This is a genomic window from Tsuneonella sp. HG222 (genome assembly GCF_053819185.1).
The window spans coordinates 1,474,033-1,500,919 of the sequence record NZ_JBSOQZ010000001.1 but is presented as its reverse complement, the minus strand read 5'-3'; the positions used below and the strand labels follow the sequence as shown (position 1 = coordinate 1,500,919).

At 66.8% G+C, this 26,887-nt stretch carries 25 protein-coding genes and 1 tRNA gene; 11 read left to right on the top strand and 15 right to left on the bottom strand.

Annotation, left to right across the window (positions count from 1 at the left end; translation table 11 throughout):
* The first annotated feature begins 79 nt into the window (after positions 1-79).
* From ACWPMZ_RS07525 to ACWPMZ_RS07515, 3 genes are read left to right on the top strand one after another with little or no spacing between them, the layout of a single operon-like run.
* Positions 80-3,094 (top strand): TonB-dependent receptor domain-containing protein, encoded by a 3,015-nt coding sequence (locus tag ACWPMZ_RS07525; protein ID WP_455703386.1) that lies wholly within the window; start codon positions 80-82, stop codon positions 3,092-3,094.
* Positions 3,094-4,647, top strand: a complete 1,554-nt coding sequence (locus ACWPMZ_RS07520) for an FAD-binding oxidoreductase (RefSeq protein WP_455703385.1) — start codon at positions 3,094-3,096, stop codon at positions 4,645-4,647. Before ACWPMZ_RS07525 ends, ACWPMZ_RS07520 begins: the two co-directional genes overlap by 1 nt.
* The gene (locus ACWPMZ_RS07515; protein ID WP_455703384.1) at positions 4,644-4,976 is read left to right on the top strand and encodes a c-type cytochrome; all 333 of its coding nucleotides are present in this window, start codon (positions 4,644-4,646) and stop codon (positions 4,974-4,976) included. The genes ACWPMZ_RS07520 and ACWPMZ_RS07515 overlap by 4 nt, the downstream gene beginning before the upstream one ends.
* On the opposite strand, the gene ACWPMZ_RS07510 is transcribed toward ACWPMZ_RS07515, so the two are convergent.
* Both ACWPMZ_RS07510 and ACWPMZ_RS07505 read right to left on the bottom strand, forming a co-directional pair.
* Positions 4,973-5,725: a hypothetical protein gene (locus tag ACWPMZ_RS07510; RefSeq protein ID WP_455703383.1), complete on the bottom strand. Its 753-nt coding sequence runs from the start codon at positions 5,723-5,725 to the stop codon at positions 4,973-4,975. The genes ACWPMZ_RS07515 and ACWPMZ_RS07510 overlap by 4 nt on opposite strands.
* Positions 5,725-6,141, bottom strand: a complete 417-nt coding sequence (locus ACWPMZ_RS07505) for a DUF6152 family protein (RefSeq protein WP_455703382.1) — start codon at positions 6,139-6,141, stop codon at positions 5,725-5,727. Before ACWPMZ_RS07505 ends, ACWPMZ_RS07510 begins: the two co-directional genes overlap by 1 nt.
* A gap of 93 nt (positions 6,142-6,234) precedes the next feature.
* Between ACWPMZ_RS07505 and ACWPMZ_RS07500 the strand changes: the two genes are divergently transcribed.
* The 3 genes from ACWPMZ_RS07500 to ACWPMZ_RS07490 are packed head-to-tail and all read left to right on the top strand — an operon-like array spanning position 6,235 to position 8,802.
* Positions 6,235-6,621, top strand: coding sequence for a DUF6152 family protein (locus tag ACWPMZ_RS07500; RefSeq protein WP_455703381.1), 387 nt, complete (start codon positions 6,235-6,237; stop codon positions 6,619-6,621).
* On the top strand, positions 6,614-7,408 hold the full coding sequence (locus tag ACWPMZ_RS07495; protein ID WP_455703380.1) for a hypothetical protein: 795 nt from the start codon (positions 6,614-6,616) through the stop codon (positions 7,406-7,408). Before ACWPMZ_RS07500 ends, ACWPMZ_RS07495 begins: the two co-directional genes overlap by 8 nt.
* Before the next feature lie 8 nt (positions 7,409-7,416).
* Complete coding sequence (locus ACWPMZ_RS07490; protein ID WP_455703379.1) at positions 7,417-8,802, top strand: MmgE/PrpD family protein; 1,386 nt, start codon at positions 7,417-7,419, stop codon at positions 8,800-8,802.
* A 17-nt stretch (positions 8,803-8,819) separates the two neighbouring features.
* Here the strand turns inward: ACWPMZ_RS07490 and ACWPMZ_RS07485 are convergent, their stop codons facing one another.
* Positions 8,820-9,980, bottom strand: coding sequence for a Bcr/CflA family efflux MFS transporter (locus tag ACWPMZ_RS07485; RefSeq protein ID WP_455703378.1), 1,161 nt, complete (start codon positions 9,978-9,980; stop codon positions 8,820-8,822).
* On the bottom strand, positions 9,977-11,296 hold the full coding sequence (locus ACWPMZ_RS07480) for an MFS transporter (RefSeq protein ID WP_455703377.1): 1,320 nt from the start codon (positions 11,294-11,296) through the stop codon (positions 9,977-9,979). Before ACWPMZ_RS07480 ends, ACWPMZ_RS07485 begins: the two co-directional genes overlap by 4 nt.
* Before the next feature lie 101 nt (positions 11,297-11,397).
* Here ACWPMZ_RS07480 and ACWPMZ_RS07475 point away from each other — a divergent pair, with 101 nt between their 5' ends.
* Both ACWPMZ_RS07475 and ACWPMZ_RS07470 read left to right on the top strand, forming a co-directional pair.
* Complete coding sequence (locus ACWPMZ_RS07475) at positions 11,398-12,579, top strand: cytochrome P450 (RefSeq protein ID WP_455703376.1); 1,182 nt, start codon at positions 11,398-11,400, stop codon at positions 12,577-12,579.
* A gap of 19 nt (positions 12,580-12,598) precedes the next feature.
* Positions 12,599-13,618 carry a LacI family DNA-binding transcriptional regulator gene (locus ACWPMZ_RS07470; RefSeq protein ID WP_455703375.1) on the top strand — a complete coding sequence of 340 codons (1,020 nt, stop codon included), beginning with the start codon at positions 12,599-12,601 and terminating at the stop codon, positions 13,616-13,618.
* 12 nt (positions 13,619-13,630) lie between these two features.
* Here ACWPMZ_RS07470 and ACWPMZ_RS07465 read toward each other — a convergent pair.
* The 6 genes from ACWPMZ_RS07465 to ACWPMZ_RS07440 all read right to left on the bottom strand — a co-directional run bounded on the left by ACWPMZ_RS07465 (position 13,631) and on the right by ACWPMZ_RS07440 (position 19,523).
* Positions 13,631-13,706, bottom strand: a tRNA-Lys gene (locus ACWPMZ_RS07465).
* Between the two features lie 77 nt (positions 13,707-13,783).
* Positions 13,784-14,902 (bottom strand): rod shape-determining protein RodA, encoded by a 1,119-nt coding sequence (gene rodA, locus ACWPMZ_RS07460; protein WP_455703374.1) that lies wholly within the window; start codon positions 14,900-14,902, stop codon positions 13,784-13,786.
* The gene (gene mrdA, locus ACWPMZ_RS07455) at positions 14,899-16,995 is read right to left on the bottom strand and encodes a penicillin-binding protein 2 (protein ID WP_455703373.1); all 2,097 of its coding nucleotides are present in this window, start codon (positions 16,993-16,995) and stop codon (positions 14,899-14,901) included. The genes rodA and mrdA overlap by 4 nt, the downstream gene beginning before the upstream one ends.
* Before the next feature lie 2 nt (positions 16,996-16,997).
* Positions 16,998-17,555, bottom strand: a complete 558-nt coding sequence (locus ACWPMZ_RS07450) for a rod shape-determining protein MreD (RefSeq protein ID WP_455703372.1) — start codon at positions 17,553-17,555, stop codon at positions 16,998-17,000.
* The gene (gene mreC, locus ACWPMZ_RS07445; RefSeq protein ID WP_455703371.1) at positions 17,552-18,442 is read right to left on the bottom strand and encodes a rod shape-determining protein MreC; all 891 of its coding nucleotides are present in this window, start codon (positions 18,440-18,442) and stop codon (positions 17,552-17,554) included. The genes ACWPMZ_RS07450 and mreC overlap by 4 nt, the downstream gene beginning before the upstream one ends.
* A 31-nt stretch (positions 18,443-18,473) precedes the next feature.
* Positions 18,474-19,523 carry a rod shape-determining protein gene (locus ACWPMZ_RS07440; RefSeq protein WP_455703370.1) on the bottom strand — a complete coding sequence of 350 codons (1,050 nt, stop codon included), beginning with the start codon at positions 19,521-19,523 and terminating at the stop codon, positions 18,474-18,476.
* A 184-nt stretch (positions 19,524-19,707) separates the two neighbouring features.
* Between ACWPMZ_RS07440 and mutL the strand changes: the two genes are divergently transcribed.
* Entirely contained in the window at positions 19,708-21,501 is a 1,794-nt protein-coding gene (mutL, locus tag ACWPMZ_RS07435; protein WP_455703369.1) for a DNA mismatch repair endonuclease MutL, read from the top strand.
* Positions 21,501-21,926 (top strand): hypothetical protein, encoded by a 426-nt coding sequence (locus ACWPMZ_RS07430; protein ID WP_455703368.1) that lies wholly within the window; start codon positions 21,501-21,503, stop codon positions 21,924-21,926. The genes mutL and ACWPMZ_RS07430 overlap by 1 nt, the downstream gene beginning before the upstream one ends.
* Before the next feature lie 3 nt (positions 21,927-21,929).
* Here the strand turns inward: ACWPMZ_RS07430 and ACWPMZ_RS07425 are convergent, their stop codons facing one another.
* Both ACWPMZ_RS07425 and ACWPMZ_RS07420 read right to left on the bottom strand, forming a co-directional pair.
* Positions 21,930-23,372 carry a hypothetical protein gene (locus ACWPMZ_RS07425; RefSeq protein ID WP_455703367.1) on the bottom strand — a complete coding sequence of 481 codons (1,443 nt, stop codon included), beginning with the start codon at positions 23,370-23,372 and terminating at the stop codon, positions 21,930-21,932.
* 49 nt (positions 23,373-23,421) lie between these two features.
* Positions 23,422-24,168 (bottom strand): glutaredoxin family protein, encoded by a 747-nt coding sequence (locus ACWPMZ_RS07420; protein ID WP_455703366.1) that lies wholly within the window; start codon positions 24,166-24,168, stop codon positions 23,422-23,424.
* 41 nt (positions 24,169-24,209) lie between these two features.
* Here ACWPMZ_RS07420 and ACWPMZ_RS07415 point away from each other — a divergent pair, with 41 nt between their 5' ends.
* On the top strand, positions 24,210-24,602 hold the full coding sequence (locus tag ACWPMZ_RS07415) for a MerR family transcriptional regulator (protein WP_455703365.1): 393 nt from the start codon (positions 24,210-24,212) through the stop codon (positions 24,600-24,602).
* Here ACWPMZ_RS07415 and ACWPMZ_RS07410 read toward each other — a convergent pair whose 3' ends face one another.
* Genes ACWPMZ_RS07410 through ACWPMZ_RS07400 form a run of 3 tightly spaced genes read right to left on the bottom strand, consistent with a single transcriptional unit; the run spans position 24,603 to position 26,862 of the window.
* Positions 24,603-25,400 (bottom strand): DUF1206 domain-containing protein, encoded by a 798-nt coding sequence (locus tag ACWPMZ_RS07410; protein ID WP_455703364.1) that lies wholly within the window; start codon positions 25,398-25,400, stop codon positions 24,603-24,605.
* Between the two features lie 54 nt (positions 25,401-25,454).
* The gene (locus ACWPMZ_RS07405; protein WP_455703363.1) at positions 25,455-26,174 is read right to left on the bottom strand and encodes an NYN domain-containing protein; all 720 of its coding nucleotides are present in this window, start codon (positions 26,172-26,174) and stop codon (positions 25,455-25,457) included.
* Positions 26,175-26,214: 40 nt separating this feature from the next.
* The gene (locus tag ACWPMZ_RS07400) at positions 26,215-26,862 is read right to left on the bottom strand and encodes a carbonic anhydrase (RefSeq protein WP_455703362.1); all 648 of its coding nucleotides are present in this window, start codon (positions 26,860-26,862) and stop codon (positions 26,215-26,217) included.
* Positions 26,863-26,887: the final 25 nt, after the last annotated feature.

The window sequence follows — 26,887 nt, the reverse complement described above, 5'->3', positions numbered from 1 at the left end:
CACCAGCTTGACAATCGGCGGGGGATTGTCAACAACCTTTGCAAGCGTTTACAGCAATCGCTTTCAGGGGAGGGTGTGAATGAGGTCATTTTGGTTCGTCGCAGCGTCGACGCTCGCTTTGTGTGCACAGCCGGCAGCCGCGCAATCGCAAGGAGCGGACGCGACCGACGAAGAAATCACCGAGGGTGACCGCGCGGCCGAGGGCGAGACGATCATCGTCACCGGGTCGCTGGTCAAGCGAAGCGAATACCAGCTGTCCTCCCCGGTCGATTTCGTCGGTCGGGACGAGCTCGAATCAAAGGCTCCGACCTCGATCGCGGAATTCGTGCGCGACCTCCCGTACAACACGGGATCGGCCTTCGCTTCCGGCCGCGCCTTCGGCAACGAGCGCGGCGGTGGCACCATCAACCTGCGCGGCCTCGGCTCCTCGGCGACCTTGGTGCTGCTCAACGGCCGCCGCCAGACGCAGCTTCCCGACGCGCAGGACAACGTGGTCGACGTCAACTCGCTGGTCCCCGAAATCATGTTGCAGCGCCTCGAAATCCTAAAGGACGGCGCCTCCGCCACCTACGGGTCGGACGCGGTGGCGGGCGTGGTGAACTTCATCACCAACAACACCTTCGAAGGGGTGAAGGTCGCCGCGCGCGGCAACATGTTCACCTACTCCGATGCGCTGGACTACCGGGTCGAGATGATGATGGGCACCGGGGTGGGCGACTCCGGCCACATCACCGCTGCCTTCGGCTTCTACGACCAGGACCCGATCGACGGTTACGCGCTCTACACGCCATCACAGAAGGGCCTGCAGAACGATATCCGCTTCAGCTCCTCCCAGAGCGCGCCGGGTGAATTCACCCTGCCAGTGCGCAATGCTGCCGGCCAGCTGACCACGACGCTGCGGCGCAATATCGTGGACCCGACTTGCGGCACGATCGTCGGTTCCTATCCGGTCGGCACGGCAGCGACGGGCCAGTTGCCTCCGGTCGTCGCGAGCCCGGCCGCCGGCGTCGATTGCCGCTATCAGTTCTGGTCCGACAACGGCTCGCAGTCCGCCATTCGCCGGTACCAGGGGCTGCTGCATGGGTTCTACGACCTGAGCGATTCGCTGCGGCTCGACGTCGAGGCCGGCTTTGCCGACGTTCGCAGCTCGACGAGCTACACCCCCGGCGACACGATCGGCGTGCCGGTGACCATACCGGGCCACAACCCGGGCAACATCTACTACCGGGCGGTGAACTCGGCGGGTCAGCCGCTCTATGCGGTGTCGAGCGGAGTCTCCGCAGGCTATGTCCGCGATGGCGCCGAAGTGTTCCTGCCCACGCGCGATGCCGCCGGGCGGGTCGTTCTCTCGCCCACGCCGACGGTGGCGGGTTCCGGCATCCCGTTTTACGAGGACGTGGTCTACAGCGGCCGTCCGCTCGGGTCGCAGTGCGGCCTGCCCACCGGCAACACGCTGAAGCCGGGCGAATGCGCGTCGACCCGCCGGTCGGTCTCCGACAACACGATCATGCGGGCCGTGGCTGCACTGTCGGGCGACATATCGACGGACTGGCAGTGGAACACCGGACTCGCCTGGAGCAAGTACAAGCTCAACACCAACGGCACCGTCGGCGTGGCGCTGACCAACGAGCTCAACTACGCCCTGGCCGGCCTGGGCGGAACCTCGTGCAACCGCACTGCCAATACACCGGGGCGCAACGGCTGCTCCTACTTCAACCTGTTCGGTAACAGCGCGTTGGCCGCTCCGGGATCCGCGGCGGCCAACACGCAGGAGACCATCGATTACGTCGTGCCGTTCCTGCAGGACCGCTTCCAGTCGAGCCTGGTGACCGCGGACGCGACCCTCAGCGGTACGGTGTTCGACCTGCCGGGCGGACCTCTGGCAGTGGCAGTCGGCGGGCAGATGCGGAAGGAAAGCCTGGCGATCGATTACGATACGCAGGCGAACATCGGCAACAAGGCGAACGCAGTCACGCAAACCGACTTCGACAACTCGCGCACGACCTACGCCGCTTTCCTCGAAACCAACGTACCGCTGATGGATGGCCCGATGGGTTACCTGGAATTCAACGGCGCGCTGCGGCACGAATGGATCGGATCCGATCTCGAAACGACCGACCCCAAGATCGGCCTGCTGTATCACACGCAGAACGATGTCCTGACCCTGCGTGGCAGCTGGGGGACGAGCTTCGTGGCTCCCTCGCTGTTCCGCCTGTTCGCAAAGTCTGCGGGCGGGGCGGGCGTCAACGATTGCCCGGTGACGCAGCCGGCGCCCTGCAACGGCGACCGGAACCTGCGCATTGCGCTCATCTCCGTGGGCAATCTCAACCTCGAGCCCGAGCAGTCCGAGGCGATGAGCTTCGGTGCGGTCCTCAAGCCTCTCCCGGGGCTGCAAATGGAAGCCACCTGGTGGAACTTCGAGTTCAAGGATCGCATCACCTCGGTCGGCGCCGACGCCATCGTTGCGCTCGGTCCGCTCGGCACCGCGCAGTTCCCGATCGTGCGTCAGTCGAACGATCCGAACGTGCGCAGCGCCATCCTCTCGGTTACGACCAGCTTCTTCAACCAGGCTTCGGTCGAAACGCGGGGCATCGACTTCTCGGTCGACTACACCCACGACATCGGCCGCTACGGATCGCTCAACTTCAACCTCAGCGGCACCAAGAACCTGAAGTACGACGCCCAGGCGGTGGTCGGTGGGCCGGTGGTCGATGGCAATGGACGGTTCTACACCGCTTCGCCCATCACGGCGATCACGCCGAACACCGACCTGAGGATCAACGGACGCGTCACCTGGCAGATGGACGGTCACAATCTGACCGCGGCCGTCCGCTACTATGGCCCGATCGACCTTTACGACAGCCAGACGACGCTGGTGAAACTCGACACAGTGGATGCCTGGGCGCCGATCGACCTGAGCTACAGTTACACGTGGGACCTGGGCGGCCGGGAGTTGCAATTTGGCGTGGGCGCGCAGAACGTGTTCGGGCAGGAAGAACCCTATCTGATGTACCCGTCGTTCCAACCGTTCATTCCGACGCTGCACGATACGCGCGGCCGCTCGGTCTATGCAAAGGCAAGTGTGACCTTCTGATGCCCGACCTCCTGCCGCCCGGTTCGGGCGAGGCGGCTTTTGCCGCCGCACTCGAAGAATTCCGGGCGGCGCTGGGGGCGCAATGGGTCTTTACCGATGACGACGACCGGGCGAGCTACCTCGATCCCTTCGCGATCGGCCCTCGGGAGGATCATGCGGTGTCCGCCGCGCTCGCGCCGGCCGACACCAACCAGCTGCGGTCGATCCTGGCCATCGCCAACCGCTATCGCATCCCGCTCTGGCCGGTCTCGATGGGCAAGAACTTCGCCTACGGCACCGCCGCGCCGATGCTCAAGGGCTCTGTCGTCGTCGACCTCAAGCGCATGAACCGCGTGCTCGAAATCGACGAAGAACTGGGCTTTGCCTTGGTCGAACCCGGCGTGAGCTTCTTCGATTTCAAGGAAGAGCTGGACCGCCGCGGGTCGCGCTACTGGATGAGCGGAGCAGCGCATTCGTGGGGCAGCGTGATCGGCAATGCTCTTGAACACGGCGTCGGCTACACCCCCTATGGTATTCACGCCGACACCATCTGCGGCATGGAGGTCATGTTGGCCGATGGATCGCTGGTGCGCACGGGACTTGGCGCCGTGGCAGGGGGTCGCGAATGGCAGGCCTTCAAGCTCCCGTTCGGCCCGGTGTGGGACGGAATGTTCACCCAGTCCAACTTCGGCATCGTGACCAAGATGGGGCTATGGCTGATGCCGGAGCCCGAGGAAATGGCCGGGCTGACCATCGAAGTTCCCGGCAAGGGCGACCTGGCGAAACTGGTCGATGCCCTGCGGCCGCTGAAGATCGATGACACGATCAACTCGACCTACACGATCGCCAACGGGATGCGGCAGATCACTGGCGGCGCCCGGCGGGAGGACATCTGGCAGGGTGAGGGCGCCATTCCCATCGAGCGGATCGAGCAGGAACTTGCGCGCCGCGGGCGGGGGTGGTGGAACGTTATCGTCAACCTGTTCGACCACCGGGCAGGCGGGATCGACCTGCGCCTTGCCCGCATCGAGCAGCACCTGGCAGCCCACCTCCCCGAGGCGAAGATTGCCGTAACCCGCTGGAAGCGCGGCGAACCGCAGCAACCGTGGATGCGCCAGGAAGTCAGCCTGGCTCCGCTCGGCATTGTCGACTGGCGCGGATCGCCCGGCGGACACAGCGATTTCGGGCCGGTCGTGGCTGCGGTCGGGACGCGCGTCGATCAGTTGTACAACTTGGTGGAGCGGCGCTTCATCGAATACGGCATCGATCCGTGGATTGGCATGTTCGGCATCGGCGGCCGCGCGCTCGTGTTCGTGGCGGACATGCTCTACATCCAAACGGACAAGGCCATGACCGACGCCTGCAAGGCGCTGTTCCGCCAGTTGTGCAAGGATGCGGCGGAGATGGGCATCGGCCTCTACCGCTCGCACATCGAATTCATGGATGACGTGGAAGCCATGCACACCTGGGGCGATCATGCGCTTCCGCGGCTGAACGACCGCATCAAGGCAGCACTCGATCCCAACGGCATACTCGCCCCGGGCAAGCAGGGTATCGGGAGCAGGCAGGCATGATGCGCGCGCTTGTCGTCTCTGCCGCGCTTTCGCTCTTTGCCTCGCCGGCTGCGGCGCGGGAGGAACGATCGCCGGAGGCCAACTGGGCCGAGCGCTGCGCCTATTGCCACGATGCACGGGGCTGGGGCACGCGCGCGCTGGCGCGCCGTGTCCCGAAGGGGCAGGAAGAACTGCTCAAGCGGCGGGCGCTGCCGGCCTCGATGGTCGAATACGTGGTGCGCAACGGAGTCGGCGCGATGCCGCAGTTCAATCCTTCCGAGCTGACCGACGCCGAGCTGGCCGCGCTGGCCGCCTGGATCGAACGGACCGCTGCCGCGCAGAGCCGCTAGGGCGCTTCGATCACGTCGTTTTCCTCCAGCGAGCCCGGCTGTCCTTCGCGCTGTTGGAAGACGTTGTCGCGATTGCCCTCCGCGCAGACATACTCGGCCAGCGCCCAGTCGTCCTTGCGGTTGAACACGTGGCGGCGGAAGATTGGCCGGGTGAGATTGACGGGATCCTCGACCTTGACCGTCACCACCATGGTCTTGCCGCCGTCCTGCAGCTCGTAGGTTTCGCTCAGCCTCGCCTGCTGCGACATCGGCACTCCCGATCCCTCGAGCCAGGTCTTGCCGTTGAAGTTCGTAGTGTCGACCACGAGCCGGCCGTCCTCGAACCGGCCGATCGCATGGCCCATGAAGCGCTGATCTTCGTCGGCGTCGGGATGCGGCCGCCCGTCCGTGTAGATCAGCCGGAAAACCGTATCCCATTCGAACAGCATCGCAACACGGCCGGGCCGCTGGACGATCTCGATCGGGTAGGGCCCGGGGATCTGCCGGGGGAGGGCGGGCAGGCACAAGGCGCTGGGATCGTAGGCCGGCCGCATTTTCGCAACGGCTTCCTGCGCCGCGGGGGTCAGGTAGTCCTGCGGCTTGAGGGGCTCGAACCGCTCGTCCCGGTTGCCCGAGAGCGAACGGTTGGAGATGACCCACAGGCCGGAGAAGTCGGGCTGGGCGACCGCTGCTGCGGACGGTTCCTGCGCCTGCGCGGACATGGCGGGGACCGCAAGGAGAACAGCAGCGGCCGTCAGAAATCGAAGCATCAGCGCGGGCCTTCCTCGTCGGTGTCGACCGCGGTGGGCGTGTCGGCATTCAACTTGCGGCCGTCAGCGAACTCGACCAGCACGATCGCGCCGCCGGGTTTTCCGTTCTTCAACGGATAGATCGTCAGGGTCAGGTCGTCGCCCGGCTGCAGCGCTTTCCTGCTCCAGCCCCGGCGGGCAAGGACGTTGGGACTGCGGCCTTCGATGCTCCATTCGACCGGCTTGCCATTCTGCATGACCGTGAACTGGATCCAGGTGTGCGGATTGACCCACTGGAACTCGCGCACCTTCCCCTTGATCTTGATGGGTTTGGCGCGGTCGAACATCGCGAAGCTGTGATGCGCGGCGAGGGGCGCGGTAGCGGCGAGGGCGGCGAGCGACAGGGCGGCGAGCGCTCTTTTGGTGATGAAATGCATACGCGACACTTTCCTCCCACGAACCTTTGATGTAAGCGTATACATCAGCAGGGGCGAAGGCAATATCTCGCCGGGGCGGGAGAGGAGTAACCGATGGAAATCAGACGGATGAGGTCCGCCAGGTGGGCCGTGGTCGCGGCAATCTGCCTTGCGCCGGCGGCGCCGGTTGCCTCGCACCACAGCTTCGCAATGTTCGACAAGTCCAAGGAGACCTGGCTCGAAGGCACGGTCACCGAGTTCCAGTGGACGAACCCCCATGCCTTCATCCAGGTGGCGGTGCCGGGCAGGGCCAAGGCCGTCGAATGGAGCCTCGAGGGCGGCAGCCCCAACATCCTGTCGCGCAACGGGTGGAAACGCACCAGCCTGCGCAAGGGCGAGAAGGTCCGCGTCCTGGTTTACCCGCTGCGTTCGGGGAAACCCGGCGGCTCGTTCCTCGAAGTCCACAAGCAGGACGGGACGGTCTACTACTACCATGGCTAGGACGACCCACGCCCTGTGCGCGCTGGCCCTGGCAGCCAGCCTCCCGTTCGCGGCCATGGCGGCGCAGGGATCGACGCCTGACGGAACCACACCGGCCGACCCGCGCGACTTCAGCGGCGTGTGGATGAACGACTATTCGCTCGACGAGCAGCTCAAGCGCGAGGGCAAGAAGCGGCTCGATCCGGGTGAACCCGAAGGTCCGCCGCGTGCCGAAATGCCGCTCACGCCCGAGTATCAGGCGATCCGGGCGGAGCGCGCGCAGGAACGCGCCAGGCTGGCCGAAGGCGCGCAAGGGTGTGAATGGCCCGGGATGCCGCGGATCATGACCTATCCCTATCCGCTTGAGATCCTGCACACCCCGGGCCGGGTGACGATGATCTTCGAAGCGGAAAGCCAAGTCCGGCGCATATTCCTCGACCGAGCCGAACACCTGCCGGAAGACGAGCTCGACCCGACGTACAACGGCGATTCGATCGGCCGATGGGAAGGCGACACGCTGGTCGTCGACACGATCGGCCTGCACGACAGGACCGAGTTCGGCGCCGCGGTGCCCCATTCGACCGACCTGCGCATCGTCGAGCGCATGCGCTACATCGACGGCGATACGATGGAAGTGAAGATGACCCTCATCGATCCGCGCGCGTTCACGCAGCCGATCGAGCAGACGGTCATCTACTCCAAGCGCCCCGACTGGCGAATCCGCGAATACAGCTGCGCCGAGAACAATCGCGACGCGCCCGACGCTTCGGGCGAGCGGCGCGGCGGCGTGGTCGACAGCGAGGAATAAGCCGCCCCATGACCGAAGCGGCGGACGAGGTGGGGCTGAGCGACCGCCTGTGCGCCACCATCGCCGCCCTGGATTACGGCGACCTTCCACCCCGGACGGTCACCGCCGCGCGCCATGTCCTGCTGGATGCCGTGGGCGTCATGCTGGGCGCCAGTGGCCTGAGCCCCGAGGTGGCGCCGTTCATCGACCTGGCGGCAGCGAGCGGTGCGGGGCCTTCATCAGTCCTCGGGACCGGTCTGCGGGCGCAACCGGCCATGGCGGCGCTCGCCAATGGCGCAATGGCCCATGCACTCGACTTCGAGGACGCGTTCGACCCGGCGCCCGGCCACCCCAACGCGTCGCTGATACCAGCTTTGATTGCCCTGACGCAGCATTCCGGTCCGATCTCGGGCAAGGAATTTCTCTGCTCTCTGGCGGCGGGAGGGGACCTGTCCTGCCGCATGGGGCTGGCGTTGCGGCGCCCTATGGAGCTCGACAACTGGTACCCACCGCCCATCGTCGCGGCCTTCGGGGCGGCCGCCGGGTGCGCGCGGCTGCTCAGGCTCGATGCGCGAGGGGTGCGCGATACGCTGTCGCTGATGCTCTGCCAGGCGACCATGCCGGGCGAAATCAAGCATTCGCAAAGAACGGTCCTGCGCGCCGTGCGAGAAGCCTTCCCGGCGCAGGGTGCGGTGATCTCGGCCCTGTTGGCCAAAGGGGGCGTGCCGGGCTTCGAGCAACCGCTGGAAGGCCCGGGAGGCTTCTATTCGCTCTACGCAGGCGGCGACTACGCGCCTGCCGATTTGACGGACGGCCACGGCAGTCGGTTCTGGATCGAGGAGCTGACCTTCAAGCCCTGGCCGAGCTGCCGCGGCACGCACCCGTTCATCGAAGCCGCGCTGGACCTGCTGTCCACCGGCATCGACCCCGCGGCAATCGAACGGATCGAGGTGACGATCCATCCGGTGCAGCGGATGCTGATGGAGCCCCGAGCACGCAGGAATGCGCCCTCGGTGCTGATAGACGCAAAGTTCTCGATCCCGTTTTGCACGGCGTTGGCATTCGTTCGCGGCCGGGTGACGCTCGACGACTTCACGCTGGCAGCGCTAACAGATCGGGCGATCCTCGATCTCGCTTCCCGCGTGTCCTACCGGGTCGAGCCGACCCTCGACGGACAGATCGGTGCAAGCGGCGCGATGCGGGTCACCATGCGGGGCGGCGAGCCTTACGAGTGGGTCGTTCGGCAGGCGGCCGGAGCGCCCCAGAACCCGCTGACGGAAGAGCAACTGCGCGCCAAGTTCCTGGACTGTGCCGCCCGTGCGTGCCTGCCGCTGGCTGCGGATAAGGTCGGGCGTCTGGCCGACGCTATCCTTGCCCTCGAAACGGTCGAAGACGTCGGCGCGCTCTTCGCCTGAAGCCCGCCCGCCTCGGCTCAGCGGGCGGCCATTCGTGCACACAGGAACGCCCCGCCGCTCGCCAGGACCATTGCGATGGACATGGCAAACAGGCTTTCGGCGTGAACGATCCCAAGCAGGGCCGTGGCAATGGCGGCGAACCCCATCTGCCCGGCGCCCGCAAGGCTCGTCGCCGTGCCCGAAAGGGACGCGTCGACGTGGACCACCTTGGCGATGATGCCGGGCGCGGCAAGGCCGACGCCGATCGTGGTGGCCGTCACCGGAACCACCAGCGACGGCCAGTCGACCACCGGCAACAGCGATGCCGTCACGGTCAGCAGCCCGCCCAGGATCGAAAGAAGCAACCCCGCCATGACCGGATCTGCTCGCCGTTCGACCACGGCGTAAAGCCGGGTCCCGGTGATGCCGCCCAATGCCACTATGAGGTAGCAAAAGCCCGCGGCCCGCTCGCTCAGGCCCCAGGTCTCCACCAGCAGAAAGGGCGAGACGCTGAGGAACATGAACATTGCGCTGCTGGACAATCCCATCGAGCACACCAGCAGGACGAACCGGCGGTTGCGGGCGAGCACCGCGTAGCTCGCGAGCAGGGGAGGGCGCGCGACCGGCGTTTGCGCCGCGTCCCTGATCTTGACCGCGCACGCAACGAGAGCGACCGCTGCCAATGCGGCAAGCGTGGCGAAGATTTCGCGCCAGCCACTTGCCTCGACGATCGCCCCGCCGATCACGGGCGCGACGGCCGGGGAGAGCAGTACCACGCTCATGAGTGTCGCCTGCCGCCGCCCAGCTTCCTCCCGCCCGAACATGTCCCCCACGATCACCCGGCTCGTCACCACGCCCGCCGCGCCGCCCAGGCCCTGCAGGACGCGGCAGGCGAGAACCGTCTCGATGTCGGGGGCGAGCGCCGCTCCGACCGACCCGGCGAAGAAGAGCGCAAGCCCGCCCAGCAACACTTGCCGCCGTCCCACGCGGTCGACCAGCGGGCCGGCGCCCATCTGACCGGCCGCCATCGCCACCAGGCAGGTCGAGATTGTCAGTTGTGCCTCCCTGGCCGAAATCCGCAGGCCTTCCGCCAGGAAGGGCAAGGCGGGCACGAGCATGTGCATCGCCGAGGAACCAAGGGCCGCGACCGCGGCGAGGAGGAGAATGAGCGACGCGCGGCCGCCCGTCTGCGTCGTCACGCGCCGGCCGCCGCGGCGGGAATGCGGTCACGGTCGATCGCGCGGGCCCCCAGGCACAGCAGCGCGCAGGTCACGGAGATACCGAACAGGAGCAGCGTGGGCGGGAAATAGGAGCCCGACGTTTCGGCGAGATAGCCCATGATCGCAGGCACGGTGGCGCCGGCCAGGCTCCCGACCATGTTGATCATCACGATGCCCATTGCCAGGCTTCCGGGTGCGAGAAGCCGGGTCGGGATCGCCCAGAAGGCCGCGACCGTGCACCCCGTGCAGGCGCCCCCGACGATCAGGGCGAAAAGCCCGGGCAGGCCCGGCCCAAGCAAGTAGGCGAGCAGCAATCCCGCACCGCCGATAAGCGCCGGAACGGCCACATGGAGATAGCGCTCCTGCGTCTTGTCGGAATGACGCGCGTTGAGCAGCAGGCCAATGGCGCTGCCGGCGAAGGGCAGGGACACGATCCAACCGGTTTGCGTGGCCGAGAATCCGGTCAGGCCTTTTACGATCTGCGGCAGCCAAAACATCACGCCGTAGTTGCTGGCCAGGATGCAGAACCAGATCAGGGCGCACATCCAGCCGATCGGCTGCCGCAAGGCGGCCCAGCGGGTGCCATCCTCGGGCCGGGTGGCGCGGGGCGGGGTGGCGCCACGGATGTTGGCGGCCATCCAGTCACGCTCCCGATCGTTCAGCCAGCGCGCATCCTTCGGGCTGTCGGGATAATGCAGGTAGGCAAAGATGCCCAGTGCGACCGCCGGCAATCCCTCGACCAGGAACATGAAGCGCCAGCCCGCCATGCCCAGCGGATTGGCATAGTCGAGCAGGGCGCCCGAAATAGGCGCACCCACGACCTGCGCGACGGAAATCGCCGTGATCGGGATGGCCAGGATCGATGCGCGGTATCGCTCGGTCGCCCAGGTGCTGAGGTAGATCATCATGCCGGACGAAAGGCCGCCCTCGGCAAATCCGATGAACACGCGCAAGCCGTAAAGCTGCCATTCGTTCTGGATGGCCGCCATCATGCAAGCCGCGATGCCCCAGGCCAGCGTGATGCACGTCAGCCAGCGGCGCATGCCGATCGCCTCGTACAGCAGGACGCTGGGATACTTGGCAGCGAGAAAGCCGATGAAAAGCACGCCCGCGCCAAAGCCGTACTGCGTGCCCGACAGGCCCAGGTCGGCATTCATCTGCAGCGCGGCGAACCCGACATTGGTCCGGTCAATCGCGCCCATCAGCACGAACAGGGCCGACGGAATGACCAGCCGGCGCACGACCTTTCGCCCGATCGCGCGTTCGATTGCACTTTCTTCGGAATCGGCCCTCATGCTGGTTTGCCTACAACGGAAACCCGCCCGATGAAAGCGCTTGCGAAGGAGGTGGCCGGGGGTTATTCGAGCGGCTCGCAGCGGCGAGACGGGGACAAGACGTGAGCTCTCAACCGGCCCGGGACTTCGATCCCGACCTGCCCGAAGACTTCGACAGCGCCCACGCCGAGTATGCCCGCCTGCGGCGCGAATGCCCAGTGGCGCATACCGATCGCCTGGGCGGATTCTGGGCGCTGACCAGGCACGCCGACGTGCTGGCCGCGGCCAGCGACTACCGCACATTCACTACCGCCGTGCAGAACGTGGTCCCCAAGGTCGCCTTCACGGGCCGGCGCCCGCCGCTGCACCTCGACCCGCCCGAGCACACCCCCTATCGCCGCGCGCTGAACCCGCTCCTTTCCGCGGAGAAGACTGCCGCGCTCGAGCCGGTGGCGCGCGAACTGACCCGCAAGCTGCTGGGGCCGATGGTCGCCAAGGGCGGGGGCGACATCTGCGCCGAGTTTTCCAGTTATCTCCCGGTGCACATCTTCGGCGTGTGGATGCGGATCCCGGACAACTGGCTCGACACGCTGCACGATTCCGGCCGGGCCTTCATCATGGCGGTTCATTCGACCGTGCCCCAGGCCATGCGCGACACGAGCCTCAAGCTCTACGACATGGCGCGGGCGCTGGTGGCCGACCGGCACGCCAATCCGCAGGACCCCGCCATCGATCCGACCTCCGCGCTGCTGGCGGCAAGGCTGGACGGCGAGCCGTTGCCCGACGAACTGGTGGTCGGGACCGTTCGCCAGGTTCTCGTCGTCGGCATGGTCGCGCCGATGGTGATGATCGGCAACATGGCGGTCCACCTTTCGCGCGACCGCGCGCTTCAGGCCCGGCTGCGGTCGGAGCCCGCCCTCATTCCGGCATCGATCGAGGAATTCCTGCGCCTCTATTCGCCCTATCGCGGGTTCGCCCGCACGCCGACCCGCGACGTGGAAATTGGGGGGCGGACCATCGCCAGGGATGAACCGGTCGCGCTGGTCTATGCCTCGGCCAACCGCGACGAGGATGTGTTCCCCGATGGCGGCAGCTTCGTGCTCCACCGACCGAACATCGACAGTCACCTGGCTTTCGGCCGCGGACCGCACAATTGCCCCGGGGCGCACCTCGGCCGCATGGAACTGCGCGTTGCGTTGGAAGAGCTGTTGGCCGCTACCCGCGACTTCGAGCTGTCCGGCCCGATAGCCGTCTCGCGCTGGCCCGAAATCGGCGCCCTTTCGGTTCCGCTGCGCTTCCTGTAACAGCGTTGCGGCGGCAGGAATGGGCAAAGCGCAGGATTTGGACAAGCCGGGCACACGCGTCCCCACACTCGACGACGTTGCGGGCCGCGCCGGGGTGTCGGCCGCCACCGTCAGCCGGTTTTTGTCCAACCCAGCGATCGTGGCCCAGGGGACGGGCACGCGGATCGAGCGGGCCATTCGGGAAACCGGCTATATTCCCAATGCCCTCGCAGGAGGTCTCGCCTCTTCGCGTAGCCGGCTCGTGGCGGTGCTGATCCCCAATCTCGTGGATTCGATCTTCAACGTGACGATCGAGACGATGGTCGAGGAGCTGGCGGCCAGCGGTTTGAACGTGATGCTGGGCCTCACCGGCATGTCGCAAGAACGGACCTGCGATCTTATCCGGGCCGCCATCTCGCGGCGCGCCGATGCGATCATCTCGACCGGTCCCATGGACGACGCCACCGCCGAGATGGTGACGCGCAGCGGCTGTCTCTTCATCCAGATGTGGGAACTGCCGGCCGACCCGATCGGACTGGCGATCGGTTTCTCCCACCACGACGCGGGGCGCGACATTGCCCGCTTCCTTCACGCCCGCGGCTACCGCCGCCCTCATATCGTCACCGCCGAGGGTCCGCGCGCGCAGCAGCGGCGCAACGGACTGGTCGAGGAATGGTCGGTCCTGGGCGGAGAGACACCGAGCGAAGCCGCCGTGGGCACACCGCCGCGTTTTGGCCACGCACGCGGCATCTTCGCAGACCTGCTCGCCCTGCCGCAGCGCCCCGATGTGGTCGTCTGCGGGTCGGACAACCTGGCCCAGGGCGTCATCGTCGAAGCGCAGAGCGCCGGCATGACGGTGCCGGGCGAAATTGCCGTGCTCGGCTTCGGCAACAGCGCGATTGCGGGCGAAATGCGGCCAACGATCACCAGCGTCGATATCGACGGTTCCCGCATCGCGCGCGAAGCCCTCGCGGCAATCAAGCGCCACGCCGACACCGGTCAGCGCGACGCTGCGATCATCGACGTGGGCTTCCGCCTGATCGTGCGCGAAAGTGCCTGATCCGGGAGAGGGTGGTGGACGCACTAGGGCTCGAACCTAGGACCCGCTGATTAAGAGTCAGCTGCTCTACCAACTGAGCTATGCGTCCACACTGCCAAGGCAAACAGGCCGGTTGCGGCAGGCCCGCGAATCGCGGGGAGCGGCCCATATAGCGGGGCTTCGAATTCAGGCAAGGCCCGGAGTTCGGGTGCGCCGGCCGTGGCGCTCGACCATCATCAGGGTGCCGATGCAGATCATGTTGGTCATCATCGAACTGCCGCCATGGCTCATGAAGGGCAGGGGGATGCCGACGACCGGGGCGAGCCCCATGACCATCATCAGGTTGATCGCGACGTAGAAGAAGATCGTCGCCGTCATCCCGCCCGCGAGCAGGCGGGTGAACCGGTCAGGCGCACGGCGCGCGACGGACAGGCCCCAGCGCAGCACGATGCCGAACACCAGCAGAACGAAGATGCCGCCGACGAGACCCCATTCCTCCGCCATGGTGGCGAACACGAAGTCGGTGTGCGGTTCGGGCAGGTAATCGAGGTGGCTCTGCGAGCCGTTGCCGAAGCCCTTGCCCGTGATCCCGCCGGAGCCGATGGCGATCTTCGACTGCGTGATGTGGTAGCCGGTGCCGAGGGGATCGCTCTCGGGATCCAGAAACGTCGTGACCCGGGCGCGCTGGTAATCGTGCAGCGCAAAGAAATAGGCGATCGGGATCACCGCCGCGCCTGCGAGGCCCGCTCCGACGAACCAGCGCATCGGCAGGCCGGCAAGGAACATCGTGACCGCCCCGCCGAATGCGATGGCGAGCGAGGTCCCGAGGTCCGGCTGCAGCAGCACGAGGAGCACCGGGAAGCCGATCAACCCGGCGGCGGGCAGCAGCGCTCGCCAATGGTTGGTCATCGCGGGGGGCAGATTGTGATAAAACGCGGCAAGCGCCAGCACGATGGTGGGCTTCATCAGCTCCGATGGCTGCAGCACGATCGGGCCCAGGTCGATCCAGCGCTGGCTGCCCCCGCCGATCTTACCGAGCAATTCGACTGCCAGCAGCAGCAGCAGCACCACTCCATAGATCGGAAAGGCCGCCACCCGGGCGAGGTTGGTCGACATGTAGGAAATGACGAAGGCGGCGATCAGGAACACGAAGAACCGCAACACCTGCGAGGAGGCATACGGCGAGAGCGACCCGCCCGCGGCCGAGTAAAGGACGGCTGCGCTGAAACACACCATCAGGGCAAGCGGCAGAAGCACGCGCCACGGTTGATCGGCCAGGACGGGCGGGAGGATCGACTGTCTCATTCCGGGGTGCCTGCGACGGTTGGGGGAGCAGGGCTTGCCGCGACCGGAGCGGGCGTAGCGGGAGCGGCCCGCGCCGGCGAACCGGCTCCGGTCACGGGCTCGGGCCCCGGCTCGATGGGGCCGGTGTCGGCCCGGGCCGGTTCCACCGCTGCGCGCGCCTCGGCGTCGACCTTCTTGGCGACCGTGACGGGGTCCTGCGGCGTGGGCGGCACGTCGATTCCGGCGGCGGCGGCGAACGAGGCGTACTGCGAGTTCAGCCGCTGCTGCGCGGTTCCGCCCCATTGCTTCTCGAGCGCGTGAAGCGCCTCCAGGGCCTTCGCCGGATCGAACATGAAGGTCATCACGTCACGCGCGATCGGGTAGGCAGAACCCGAGCCGCCACCATGCTCGATGACGACCGCCCCCGCGTAACGCGGCTTGTCGAACGGCGCGAAGAAGATGAACAGCCCGTGGTCGCGATACTTCCAAAGGCCGCCCTTGCCGCTGGAGATGTTCAGGCCAACGACCTGCGCGGTCCCCGTCTTGCCGGCCATCAGCACGTCATCGATCGGCAACCGCGCCCGACCGGCGGTGCCCGGCCCGTTGACCACGTCGCTCATGGCGTTCTGGATGACCTGCACGTGATCGCCATGGAAATTCATGGTGTCGAACTTGGGCTTGCTGCCGTCGAGCAGGAGGCGCGGCATGATCTTGTTACCGGTGGCAAGCCGCGCGGCCATGACCGCAAGCTGCATCGGGTTCGCCAGCATGTAGCCTTGCCCGATCGTGGCGTTAACGGTGTCGTAGCCCTGCCACTCGGTGCCGTACTTCTTCAGCTTCCAGGCGGGATCGGGCACGGTGCCGTAGAACTGGCTGGCAACCGGCAGGTCGAATTCCTGGCCCATCCCGCAGCGCTTCGCCATCGGCGCAATCACGTCCATGCCCAGCTGCTGGGCGAAGTGATAGAAATAGACGTCGCACGACTGGTAGATGCCCTTGGCCATGTCGACCCTGCCGTGCCCCCTGCGGTTCCAGCAGTGGAACACGCGGTTGCCCACGCGCAGGCCACCGCCGCAGCTGGTCGCCGCGTTCGGATCCAGGCCCGCCTCGAGGAAGCTCATGGCGACCATCGGCTTGACGGTCGATCCCGGCGGATAGAGGCCCTTGAGCACCTTGTTGCGCAGCGGAACGCGATCGTTCTGGCTGAGCATCGAGTATTCGACGCTGCCGATCCCGTCGGAGAAGCTGTTGGGATCGAAACTGGGCATCGATGCCATGCACATCAGGTCGCCCGTCAGGCAATCGATAACGACGACCGATCCGGATTCGAGCCCGATGCGCCTGGCGGCATAGTCCTGCAGGGGGCCGTCGATCGTCAGCTGGATGGAGTTGCCCTGCGTGTCCTCGCGGGTCTCCAGATCTCGCACGATGCGCCCGCCGGCGGTCACTTCGACCCGCCGCGCCCCCGGCTTTCCGCGCAGGGTTTGTTCGTACTGCTTCTCCAGGCCGTCCTTGCCCAGCTTGAACCCCGGTGTGACGAGGAGGGGGATGCGCTCCTCGTCGTATTCCTCTTTCGAGGCCGCTCCGACATAGCCGATCAGGTGGCCGACGGCCGGGCCGGTCGGGTAATAGCGGCTGAAGCCGCGTTGCGGGATGACGCCGGGCAGTTCGGGCAGGCGCACGCTGATGGCGGCGAACTGCTCGTAGTCGAGCCCGCCCTTGACCGGGACAACCTGGAAGCCCGTCGCGGTCTTCAGCTTGTTCCGCAGATCCGTCTTCTCGTCGATCGAGAACGCGAGAAGCTTGCCCAGGACCTCGACCGTCCCGTCCGGGTCCTCGAGCCTCTCCGGAATGATATCGACGCGGAAATCCGCCCGGTTGGAGGCGAGGGGGGCACCGTCCCGATCGAGGATCCAGCCGCGGCGCGGCGGGATCAGCGAAAGGTTAACCCGGTTGCTCTCCGCTTCCATCTCGTACTTTTCGTTCTCGGCGACCGCGATGTAGCCCATCCGGGCGGCGAGCAGCATGCCGATCCCGCCCTGGATCGCCCCGACCGCGAAGGAGCGTCGTTCGAACGTCTGGTTGAGGATGCTTGCGGAATACTTCTGCGCCATGGCTATCCGACCCGGCGGATGCGCAGCAGGCGAAAGCGATCCAGGAGTGCAACCATCCTTGCCATGATGGGGAAACCGATGGCGGAGAGCAAGAATTGCGGCAGCAGCAATTCCAGATGGCCGCCTTCGATGGATGCACCCGAAACCAGCGCCGCCAGGATCAGGTACACCGCGATCAGGCCGGAGGCGACGAGCCAATCCTGCCAGAAGCTGCGCCACGGGAGCCTGAGATCGATCAGGTCGAGCGCGATCATCGTCAGAGAGAAGAGCAGGATTCCGCTGCCGAAGGGCTGGCCGGAAAACAGATCGTCGAAGGCCCCCAGCGGCGCTCCCGCCCACAGGGGCAACAGGCCAGGCCGGGCCACGCGCCAAGCGACCATGAAGAGGTAGCCCATCGGCGGAACGATCGGCGCCGGGGTGATGATCGGCAGCAGCGGCGCCAGCGAGGCCAGCATAATGGACAGCCAGGGAACGCCGATCGCCAGCACGCGCGAGTGATCGCGGTTGATCTTGCTGCCGAAAGCGTCCCGCCGCGATCGGGGATTGATCGGATCGATCATTCCGGATCGGCCGGAGGCTGTTCCGGGCTGCGCAGAAGCTGGACCGCCTCGGGCTTCCAGACAGGCTCGACCGAGACATAGTCGGTCGCCGCAGGGTTGCTGAGCAGGTTGGCGACCGCGCCGTCCTTCGTGATCCCGGCGACCACGGCCACCGGAATGTTCGGCCGGAAGATGCCGCCCGCGCCTGACGTCACGAAGATGTCGCCGACCTTGAGCGGGTTGATCCCCAGGTTGATCAGCCTGATGCGAAGCGACCCGTCGGGCCGCCCCTCGGCGAAGGCGACGACGTCGTCGTCCGACCGGCGGACCGGGACCATGCTCTCGGCATCGGTGAGGAGCATGATCCGCGAACTGGTCCGCCCTGTTTCGAGCACGCGGCCGACAAGCCCCATCGGCGAGACGATCGGCATCTCGGGCTCCAGGCCGTCTGTGCGCCCGGCGGAGAGGTAGGCGAAGCGGCGGGCGCTGGAGGAGGTGGAACCGATCAGGCGCGCGACGGCGACGGGCCTGGTTTCGCCCTCGAGCAAGCCCAGCGTGCCCTTCAGGCGGTTGTTTTCCTGGCGGAGAGCCTCGGCTTCGGCCTGCTTGACGCGCGCGATCTTCATTTCGCGCTCGAGTTCGGCATTGCGGCTGCCGGCCTGGTAATAGCCCCTGATTGCTTCGAGGAAATTCTTGCTCCCGACGCGCGCGCTGGCGCCGGCGCTGCCGACGGACGAGGTCGCATCGGTCGCCATCGCGCGCAGGCCCGCGAGCGCCTGCGGCTGCCACAGCGAGATGATCAGCAGGGCGGCACCGATCACGGCCCCGATCCCCGCGATCACATACCCGGCGAAGACGCCAAGCTGCGCCCTGCGGTTGCTCGTGGTTCGAATGTTCGGCGGAGCCATTGCCGCCTCGCCTCCTTCTTGTGCCGGAGGATCAGGCGGTCATCAGGACGCCGCGATAGATCGGGTCTTCCATCGCACGGCCGGTGCCCAGGGCGACGCACGACAGCGGATCCTCCGCGACGCTGACCGGCAGGCCGGTCTCCTCCTTGAGATGATCGTCGAGCCCGCTGATCAGCGCGCCGCCGCCGGTCAGGACGATGCCCTGGTCGACGATGTCGGCCGCGAGTTCGGGCGCGGTATTCTCGAGAGCGATACGAACGCCCTCCACGATCGCGCCAATCGGTTCGGACAGGGCTTCGGCGATGTGGCCCTGGTTGATCGTGATTTCCTTGGGCACGCCGTTGACCAGGTCGCGCCCCTTGATCGTCACCGCTTCGCCAACGCCGTCTTCCGGCACGGTGGCGACGCCGTATTCCTTCTTGATCCGCTCCGCCGTCGCATCGCCGATCAGCAGGTTGTGGTGGCGGCGAACGTAGCTGACGATGGCTTCGTCCATCTTGTCGCCGCCGGTGCGGACGGACGTGGTGTAGGCGAGGCCGCGCAGCGAAAGGACCGCCACCTCGGTGGTGCCGCCGCCGATGTCGACCACCATGGAGCCGACCGGTTCGGTCACCGGCATGTCGGCGCCGATCGCGGCGGCCATCGGCTCGAGGATCAGGAAGACGTCCGAAGCGCCCGCGTTGGACGCCGCATCGCGGATCGCGCGGCGTTCGACCGAAGTCGAACCCGACGGGACGCAGATGACGATTTCCGGATGGCGGAACATGCTGGTGCGCTTGCCGTGAACCTTGCGGATGAAGTGCTTGATCATCTCTTCCGCGATTTCGATGTCGGCGATGACGCCGTCACGCAGCGGACGGATGGCCTCGATGCTGTCGGGGGTCTTGCCCATCATCAGCTTTGCATCGTCGCCCACGGCCTTGACCCGCTTGATCCCGTTGATCGTCTCGATGGCGACGACCGACGGTTCGTTGAGCACGATTCCCTGATCCTGCACATAGACCAGCGTGTTGGCCGTACCGAGATCGATGGCCAAGTTCTGCGAACCGAACGAGAAGAGGCGGGAAAGGAAGGAGCTCATCGAAATTCCGTGCTATTTCCGGGAAATGGGGCGGGTGTTTGATCTGGCGACTGACGGGCGGACCCGGCACGAGGCGCCCCCTTAACGCAAGGTCCCGGCAAAGGCCAAAAATTTGTACCGCAATCGACGGGTTTTTGCACTGTCCGCCTCGAAATTGCATCGCCCCGCCGTTACCCTGGGGCAAATGGCAACGATCCGCCGCCTTCCCGAAACGCTTGTGAACCGCATCGCCGCCGGCGAGGTGGTCGAACGGCCCGCGTCCGCGCTCAAGGAACTGCTCGAAAACGCCATCGATGCCGGGGCTACGCGCGTCCTCGTTTCGCTGACCGAAGGGGGCCTGGGGCGGATCGAGATTACCGACGACGGCTGCGGCATGACGCCCGAGGAAATGGCCCTGGCGCTGGAGCGGCACGCCACCTCCAAGCTGCCCGACGACGCGATCGAGCAGGTCGCCACCCTCGGCTTTCGTGGAGAGGCCCTGCCGTCCATCGCCAGCGTCGCCCGGCTGACGATCGAAAGCCGGGTCCGCGGCGCGGCGCAGGGCTGGCGCCGGATCGTCGACCACGGCACGCTGGCGGAAGAAGGGCCTGCTGCGCTGCCGCCGGGCACCAGGGTGCGGGTCGAGCATCTGTTCGCCCGGGTCCCGGCGCGCCGCAAGTTCCTGCGCACGGAGCGCAGCGAGTATGCCGCCTGCCTCGATGTCGTGCGCCGCCTCGCGATGGCGAGGCCCGAGGTATCGATGCGGCTCGAACACGGCGGACGGACGGTGTTCGATCTGCAGGGCGGGGACGGACTGGCAGCGCGCGTGGCGCTGATCGTGGCGCGCGAGCTGGCGGACAACTCGGTGGCCATCGGTCTCGAGCGCGAGAGCATGCGGCTGACGGGCATAGCCGGCCTGCCCACCTACAACCGCGGCGTCGCCGATCATCAGTATCTCTTCGTCAACGGCCGCCCGGTGAAGGACCGCATGCTGGTTGGGGCCGTACGCGGCGCCTATTCCGACATGCTGGCGCGCGACCGGCACGCCGTCCTCGCACTGTTCCTCGAACTGCCCAACGAGGAGGTGGACGTGAACGTCCATCCCGCCAAGACGGAGGTGCGCTTCCGCGATGCCGCCGCCGTGCGCGGGTTCATCGTTTCCGGCCTGCGCCAGGCACTGGCAACCGGCGACCGGCGCAGCGCGCAGTCGCCCGATGCCGGCGCGATGGGGCGCTGGCAGGTGGAGCCCGAGCAACCTGCGGCTCTGGCCTCGATCTTTCGCGGACGCGACTGGTCGGCACCTTCGCCGTCGGTGCGCGCGGCAAGCCAGGTGTGGCGCGGGTTCGAGGCCGAGGTCATGGATGCGCCGCAGGGCAGGGCGGAAGTCGCCGAGACCGCCCCCGACACGGCCGAGGACTATCCGCTCGGCATCGCGCGCGGCCAGGTCGCCCAGACCTACATCGTCGCGGAGGCGGCCGACGGGCTGGTCATCGTCGACCAGCACGCCGCCCACGAACGACTGGTGCTGGAGCGTCTGCGCGCGGCCGGGGCGGGGGAGGCTGCCACCGCCAGCCAGGCGCTGCTGATCCCCGAAGTGGTCGAGATGGACGAGGCGGCCTGCGATCGGCTGGAGGATCAGGCCGAGCGCCTCGCCGCGTTCGGTCTGGCGATCGAGCGCTTCGGCCCGGGGGCCATGCTGGTGCGCGCCATGCCGGCGGTGCTGCGCGGCGCCGATCCCGAACGCCTGCTGACCGACCTGGCCGACGATATCGCCAAGCACGGCGAAGGCCTGCTGCTGGGCGAGAAGATCGAGCATGTACTTGCCACGATGGCCTGCCACGGATCGGTCCGTGCGGGGCGCACGCTATCGGTCGCCGAAATGAACGCGCTGCTGCGCGAAATGGAACGAACGCCGCGCTCCGGCCAGTGCAATCACGGCCGCCCGACCTGGGTGAAACTGTCGATGGGCGACGTCGAAAAGCTGTTCGGGCGGCATTGATGCGCGCGGCGCTGGCGGCCGTTTTGCTGCTTGCCGGCTGCGGCGCCGAGCCGGACGAGGTTGCCCCGCCGGCACTCACCCTCCAGCCGATATCCTACAGCGATATCGAGGCGAACGACCTTCATGGGGCCAGCTGCGCCTATGCGTCGGGCACGTCGATGGCCCCGGTGGCTCTGGCCATGCCGGATGAAGCGGTGATCAAGATCGAGGGCGCGATCGTCCGGCTCGGGCTCGATCCCCAAAGCCAGCCGCTCGAGGCGGGAACAGGGTCGCGTTATCGCGGCGGCGGGCGCGTGCTCGACCTTTCGGCCAGGCCCGGCTCGCGCGCCGGCGACCTGCGTTTCGAAGGCGCCGTGAGGCTATCCGACGATCAGGGCGCCGACCTGTTCCGCGCCCAAGGCGCGGTCCAGTGCACTCTCGGCTGAGGCTCAGTCGCCCAGGCTGAGCTTGGCGAACACGGTGTAGCCCATCGGATTCCTGCCATACGCGGCATCGAGCGCGGAAGGCTTGGCGTATGCGGACACCGTCCCGCCGAGCGCGAGGTTCACCGGCCCCAGAGACAGGCGGTAGGCATATCCGGCCTGGAACTTGGACACCCTGAAGGGCGTGTCGTGCAGCGGGTCCGCATGATCGGGGAAGAGCTCGTCGTTCTTCACGTTCTCGACCCGGCCGAACAGCGTGTGATGGTCGTCGAGATCCCAGTTCACTTCGCCCAGCCATGCCGTCAGCGTGTCGCCGGGTACCCGGTCCTTGGCCGAGAACGCGGCCATCGCCGACAGGCCCCGGTCGTTGTTGAAGTGCGCGGACACGGTCGTGCGATGTTCGTTCTCGCCCGGGTGCAGCGCTTCCGGCTCCTCGATCTGGCCGTAGCTGGCCTGGACGAGGAAGGCGGGCGAGGGGGCGTAGCTTGCCCGCACGCTCCAGGAATCGAGCTTGGGCGTCTCGATGTTCCAGCGGAACTCGTCCGGCTCGCGGCCACGGAAAGCACTGCCTTCGAGCTGCCAGTTGGCGCCCGCGACCCCGGCGGTGACCACGCCGTAGACGATATGGGTCGAATCGAACCAGTGGTGGGTGATCGGCGCTTCGGGGTTTAGCCGCGAGCTGGCCCGATGCATGAAGGCGCTGGGGCCCAGGGCCGGCTCGCCCACCGGGCCACCATAGAGAAACCCGTCCAGACCGCCGCCGAGGTCGAGATCGACCCTGCCGGCCAGCTCCATGAACAGATCGTGCGGATGCTGCCGGTCGACCAGCGGCTCGCCATAGGCGACTTCGCCGGTGGCGAAGAGATTGGGATACCCGTCGTGCCGCATCGCAGGTTCGAGGCTCATCATCGTGCGCAGTGTGAACTTGCCGCCTTCGAAGGGCTTCTCGACGGTCGCCATGGCCATCGACTGGACGTAGAACTTGTCGTCGCCGCGCGGGCCGGACTGGTTGGTGTAGACCGGCCAGACGAAGCCGTGCAGCATCAGCGATGCATCGCCGCCCAGGCCCACCATCGGGCCATGAGACATCTGTTCGTTGGGCGGCAGCAAGGCGGTGCCTGACCCCTTGCCGGCACCGTGAGGCGTTGCGCCGTGGCCCATTGCAGAATGGTCCATAGTCTCGTGGTTCATCGCCCCATGACCCATCGCGGCGTGATCCATGGCGGAGTGATCCATGGCCGGCTCGGTCGCGGCGCCGTTCGCTGTCGGCACCGAGTGCCCCATGGCGGCATGGTCGACCGGCGTCTGCTCGCCCTGCGGGTCCGGTTCGTCGGCAGGCGCAGGTTGCGTTTGCCCTGCCGCTCCATGCGCGGAATGATCCTGAGCCGATGCGATGGCGGGAAAGGCAAGAAACGTGGCGGCAAGCGCCGTGGTTGCGACTCTCATCATAAAGCTTTCATTGGTCTGCAAATCAGTTGGTTGAAGGGATCCGTTGTTCTCAACCATGGGCGAGCATCCAGATCGCCATGCCGACCATGAACAGGTTCTCGGTCAGCGATACGAAGCCCAGCGGCACGTTGCCCGATCCGCCGACGCAGGCGCACTTGATCGCGCGTTTCTGGACATAGACCGCGTAGAACACGCTGACCGCACCGACCGTTCCGATCACCAGCGCCACGGGGATCGACAGCCAGTCGAGCGCGTGTGCCGCCATCAGGATGCCGGCGCCCGCCTCGAGGAACGGGTAGGCGTAGGAGTAGGGCACGAACCGCCGAGCGAGCAGGTCGTATCCGACGAACATGGTCGAGAATTTCTCGATGTCCTGCAGCTTGAGCATCGCCAGGATCACCATGCTGAAGCTGACGAACCACTCGGCGGCCCGAATGGTGAAGGGCGAGGTATAGGCGAAGAAGCTGACCGCCATCGCCAGCCCCGCCGCGGCTGCGAAGACCGCCAGGACGGGCGTGTAACTGGTGGCCTGCGGGTCGGGCAGGGGTTTGCCGATGTGCTTGCGGATCTCGGTGTAGCCGCCGATCCGCTGGCCGGCGATGAACAACTGCGGGGTGGTCTCCACGCCGTGCTCGCGCTTGAAGGCATCGGTCTGCTCGCGCGTGGTGAGCCAATGGTCCTCGACCGTGTAGCCTTCGCGCTCGAGCAGCCACTTCGCCTTGAGGCCGTAGGGGCAGACGTGCTTGTCCATCACCATGCGGTAGAGGCGGGCGATTCGGGGTTCCAACTCTGTCATGCGGCGCTTATGCCCTGCGTACCACGGTACGGAGTCAAGCGATGTCTGCGATGCGCATTTCCGACCTGGCCGTCCGCGGCGGAGTGGGGGTGGAAACAGTCCGTTTCTACCAGCGGCGCGGGTTGTTGGCGGTTCCGACCGGCGAGGCGCCGGGCAACCGGCACTACGGCCCGGACGACTTGCGCCGCCTGCGCTTTGTGCGCCAGGCGCAGGCGGCGGGCTTCACCCTGGCCGAGATCGGCGAGCTGATCGAACTGGACCGGACAGACGACCGCCCCCGCGCCCGGGCCATGGCGCGCGAGCGGATCGCCGCGCTGGACGAACAGATCGCCTCGCTCGAACGGGCCCGGACATCGCTCGCCAAGCTGGCGAAGGACTGCGCGATGGGCGGCGCCGGGCCGTGCCCGATCCTCGACGCCTTCGACGCCGCCTGATCAGCGCAGCTTGGGCTTCAGGTCGCCGCGCTGGATGTCGGGGATGATGCGATAGCGCGCCACGACGATGCTGAACGCGCCGAACAGCATCAGCCCGACGCACACCAGCGTATAGGTCCAGCCGCTTCCGCGCAGCGAGAGGATCGCTTCGCCCAAGCCCTTCACCTGGCTCGAACTGTCGAGCCACGCGGCCTGCACCAGCGAGTAGCCGATGATCGCGAAGACCACCGCCCGCGCGGCCGATCCTGCACGGCCGAGGGGTTCCACTGCCGCAGGGGCGTTCGAACTGATTCGCTTCATGAAGTTGGCGGTCGCGGCCGCCTTGGCCTGCATGAAGGCGCCGACGAGGAAGCCGAGTCCGACCAGGCCGATGACCAGCGGGCCGAGGCCCCAGTCCAGGACCGTCGAGACGTTCTGCTGCGTCGCGCCGCTTTCGGCCGACTGCTTGTCGCCTTGGGCGAACTGCAGCGCGGCATAGGCCAGGATCAGGTAGGCCACGCCGCTCGCCCCGTCGCCCACGCGCTTGAGCAAGCCTTCCTTGTCGCTGCCGTGGTTCTGCACGTCGGCAAAGGCGCTGGCGAACTTGAACAGCGCATAGGCCAGCAGACCGAGCGCCATCAGGTAGAGGATCGCCTCGCCGAAGGGGACTTCCTGCAGCATGTCGAACACCGCCTGGTTGCCCTCGTCGGGCGCGGCGCGGGTGCCCAGGGCGAGATAGCCCAGCAGGATGTAGGTCAGCCCGCGCGCGAAATAGCCGAGGCGTACCAGCCAGGTGAATTGTTCGGACTTGTCGACCATGATTTCTCCCCGTGAGCCGTTGGGCGACAAACGGGGCAGGGGGCAAAACGTGCCCTAGCGAACGCGTTTGACCATCAAATGGCCCGCCCGGTCCTCCACCCGGAAGTGCTCGTCGGCCCGGAACAGGTCCGACAAGCGCTTGAAGCCGTGATTTCTCACGTCGAAGCTCGAACGGTTGCCGGCGATGTTCCCGACCTCGCTCAGCGATGCATAACCTTCGGCATCGCGCTTTGCCGCCTTCCAGGCCGCGGCGAGCAGATCGAGCAGTTCCTGGTAATCCTTGGTCTTCTCTTCCGACGCCTCCGGGGCGGTGTCTTCCTCGGTCTCGGCGGCCTCCACGAGTTTCTCGACATCGATGTACCGGGAGCAGGCCGTCTTGAACGCTTCGGGCGCCTTGCTGCTGCCGAAGCCGTAGACGGTCAGGCCGGCCTGACGCAGCCGCATCACCAGCGGCGTGAAATCGCTGTCGCTGCTCATGATGCCGAACCCGTCGACCTTACCCGCGCTCAGCAGATCCATCGCGTCGATCGTCATCGCGATGTCGGTCGCGTTCTTGCCCTTGGTGAAGTCGAACTGCTGCATCGGCTGCAGGCCGTAGCGATGGGTGGTGGCACTCCACCCCTTGAGCGCCGGCTTGGCCCAGTTGGCATAGGCCCGGCGGACGTTGACCTGCCCCAGCTCGGCCAGGACGGTGAGCACCGCGTCGATCCCGCGATGGCTCGCATTGTCGGCGTCGATCAGCAGGGCGATGTTGCGGAGAGCGGCTTCGGACATGGGCGCCTGTCTGGCCTGCGAAGGGCCACAGGGCAAGCGATCAAGCCGCCCGGAACTCTCCGCTCGCCTCGTCCAGCAGGTACAGCACGCCGTCGGAGATCGCGAAGTAAGCCCCGCGCAGGGCGATCTCGCCAGTCGGTTCCTTGTCCTGGATGCAGGGGAAGGTGCGCAGGTTGGCCAGGCTGACCTTGACCGCGGCCATCTCCATCGCCCGCTCTGCCTCGCGCCCGGTCGTGCCCAGCCTGGCCGCGATCGGCTCGCGCACGTCGTCGAGCATATCGATCCAGTGGGCCACGAAGCCGCCTTCGCCCAGCTTGTTGCCGTGCAGGTCCTGGGTGAGGGCCGCCTGGCACCCGCCGCACATGCCGTGGCCCATGACCACGATTTCCTTCACCTTGAGGAACTGGACCGCGAACTCGAGCGCGGCGGAGACGCCGTGCTGGCCGGGCGTGGTCTCGAACGGCGGGACCAGCGCGGCGACGTTGCGCACCACGAACAGCTCGCCCGGCGCGACGTCGAAGATCTGCGAGGGATCGACCCGGCTGTCCGAGCAGGAGATCACCATTGTCTTGGGCGACTGACCCTCGGCCAGCGAGGCCCAGCGCTCGCGCTCTTCCTCCCAATGCCCTTCGCGGAAACGGCGGTAGCCTTCGAGCAGGCCGCCAAGCGGGGATGCGTCGTTCGTCATGCCCGCGCCCTAAGTCGGGTAAATG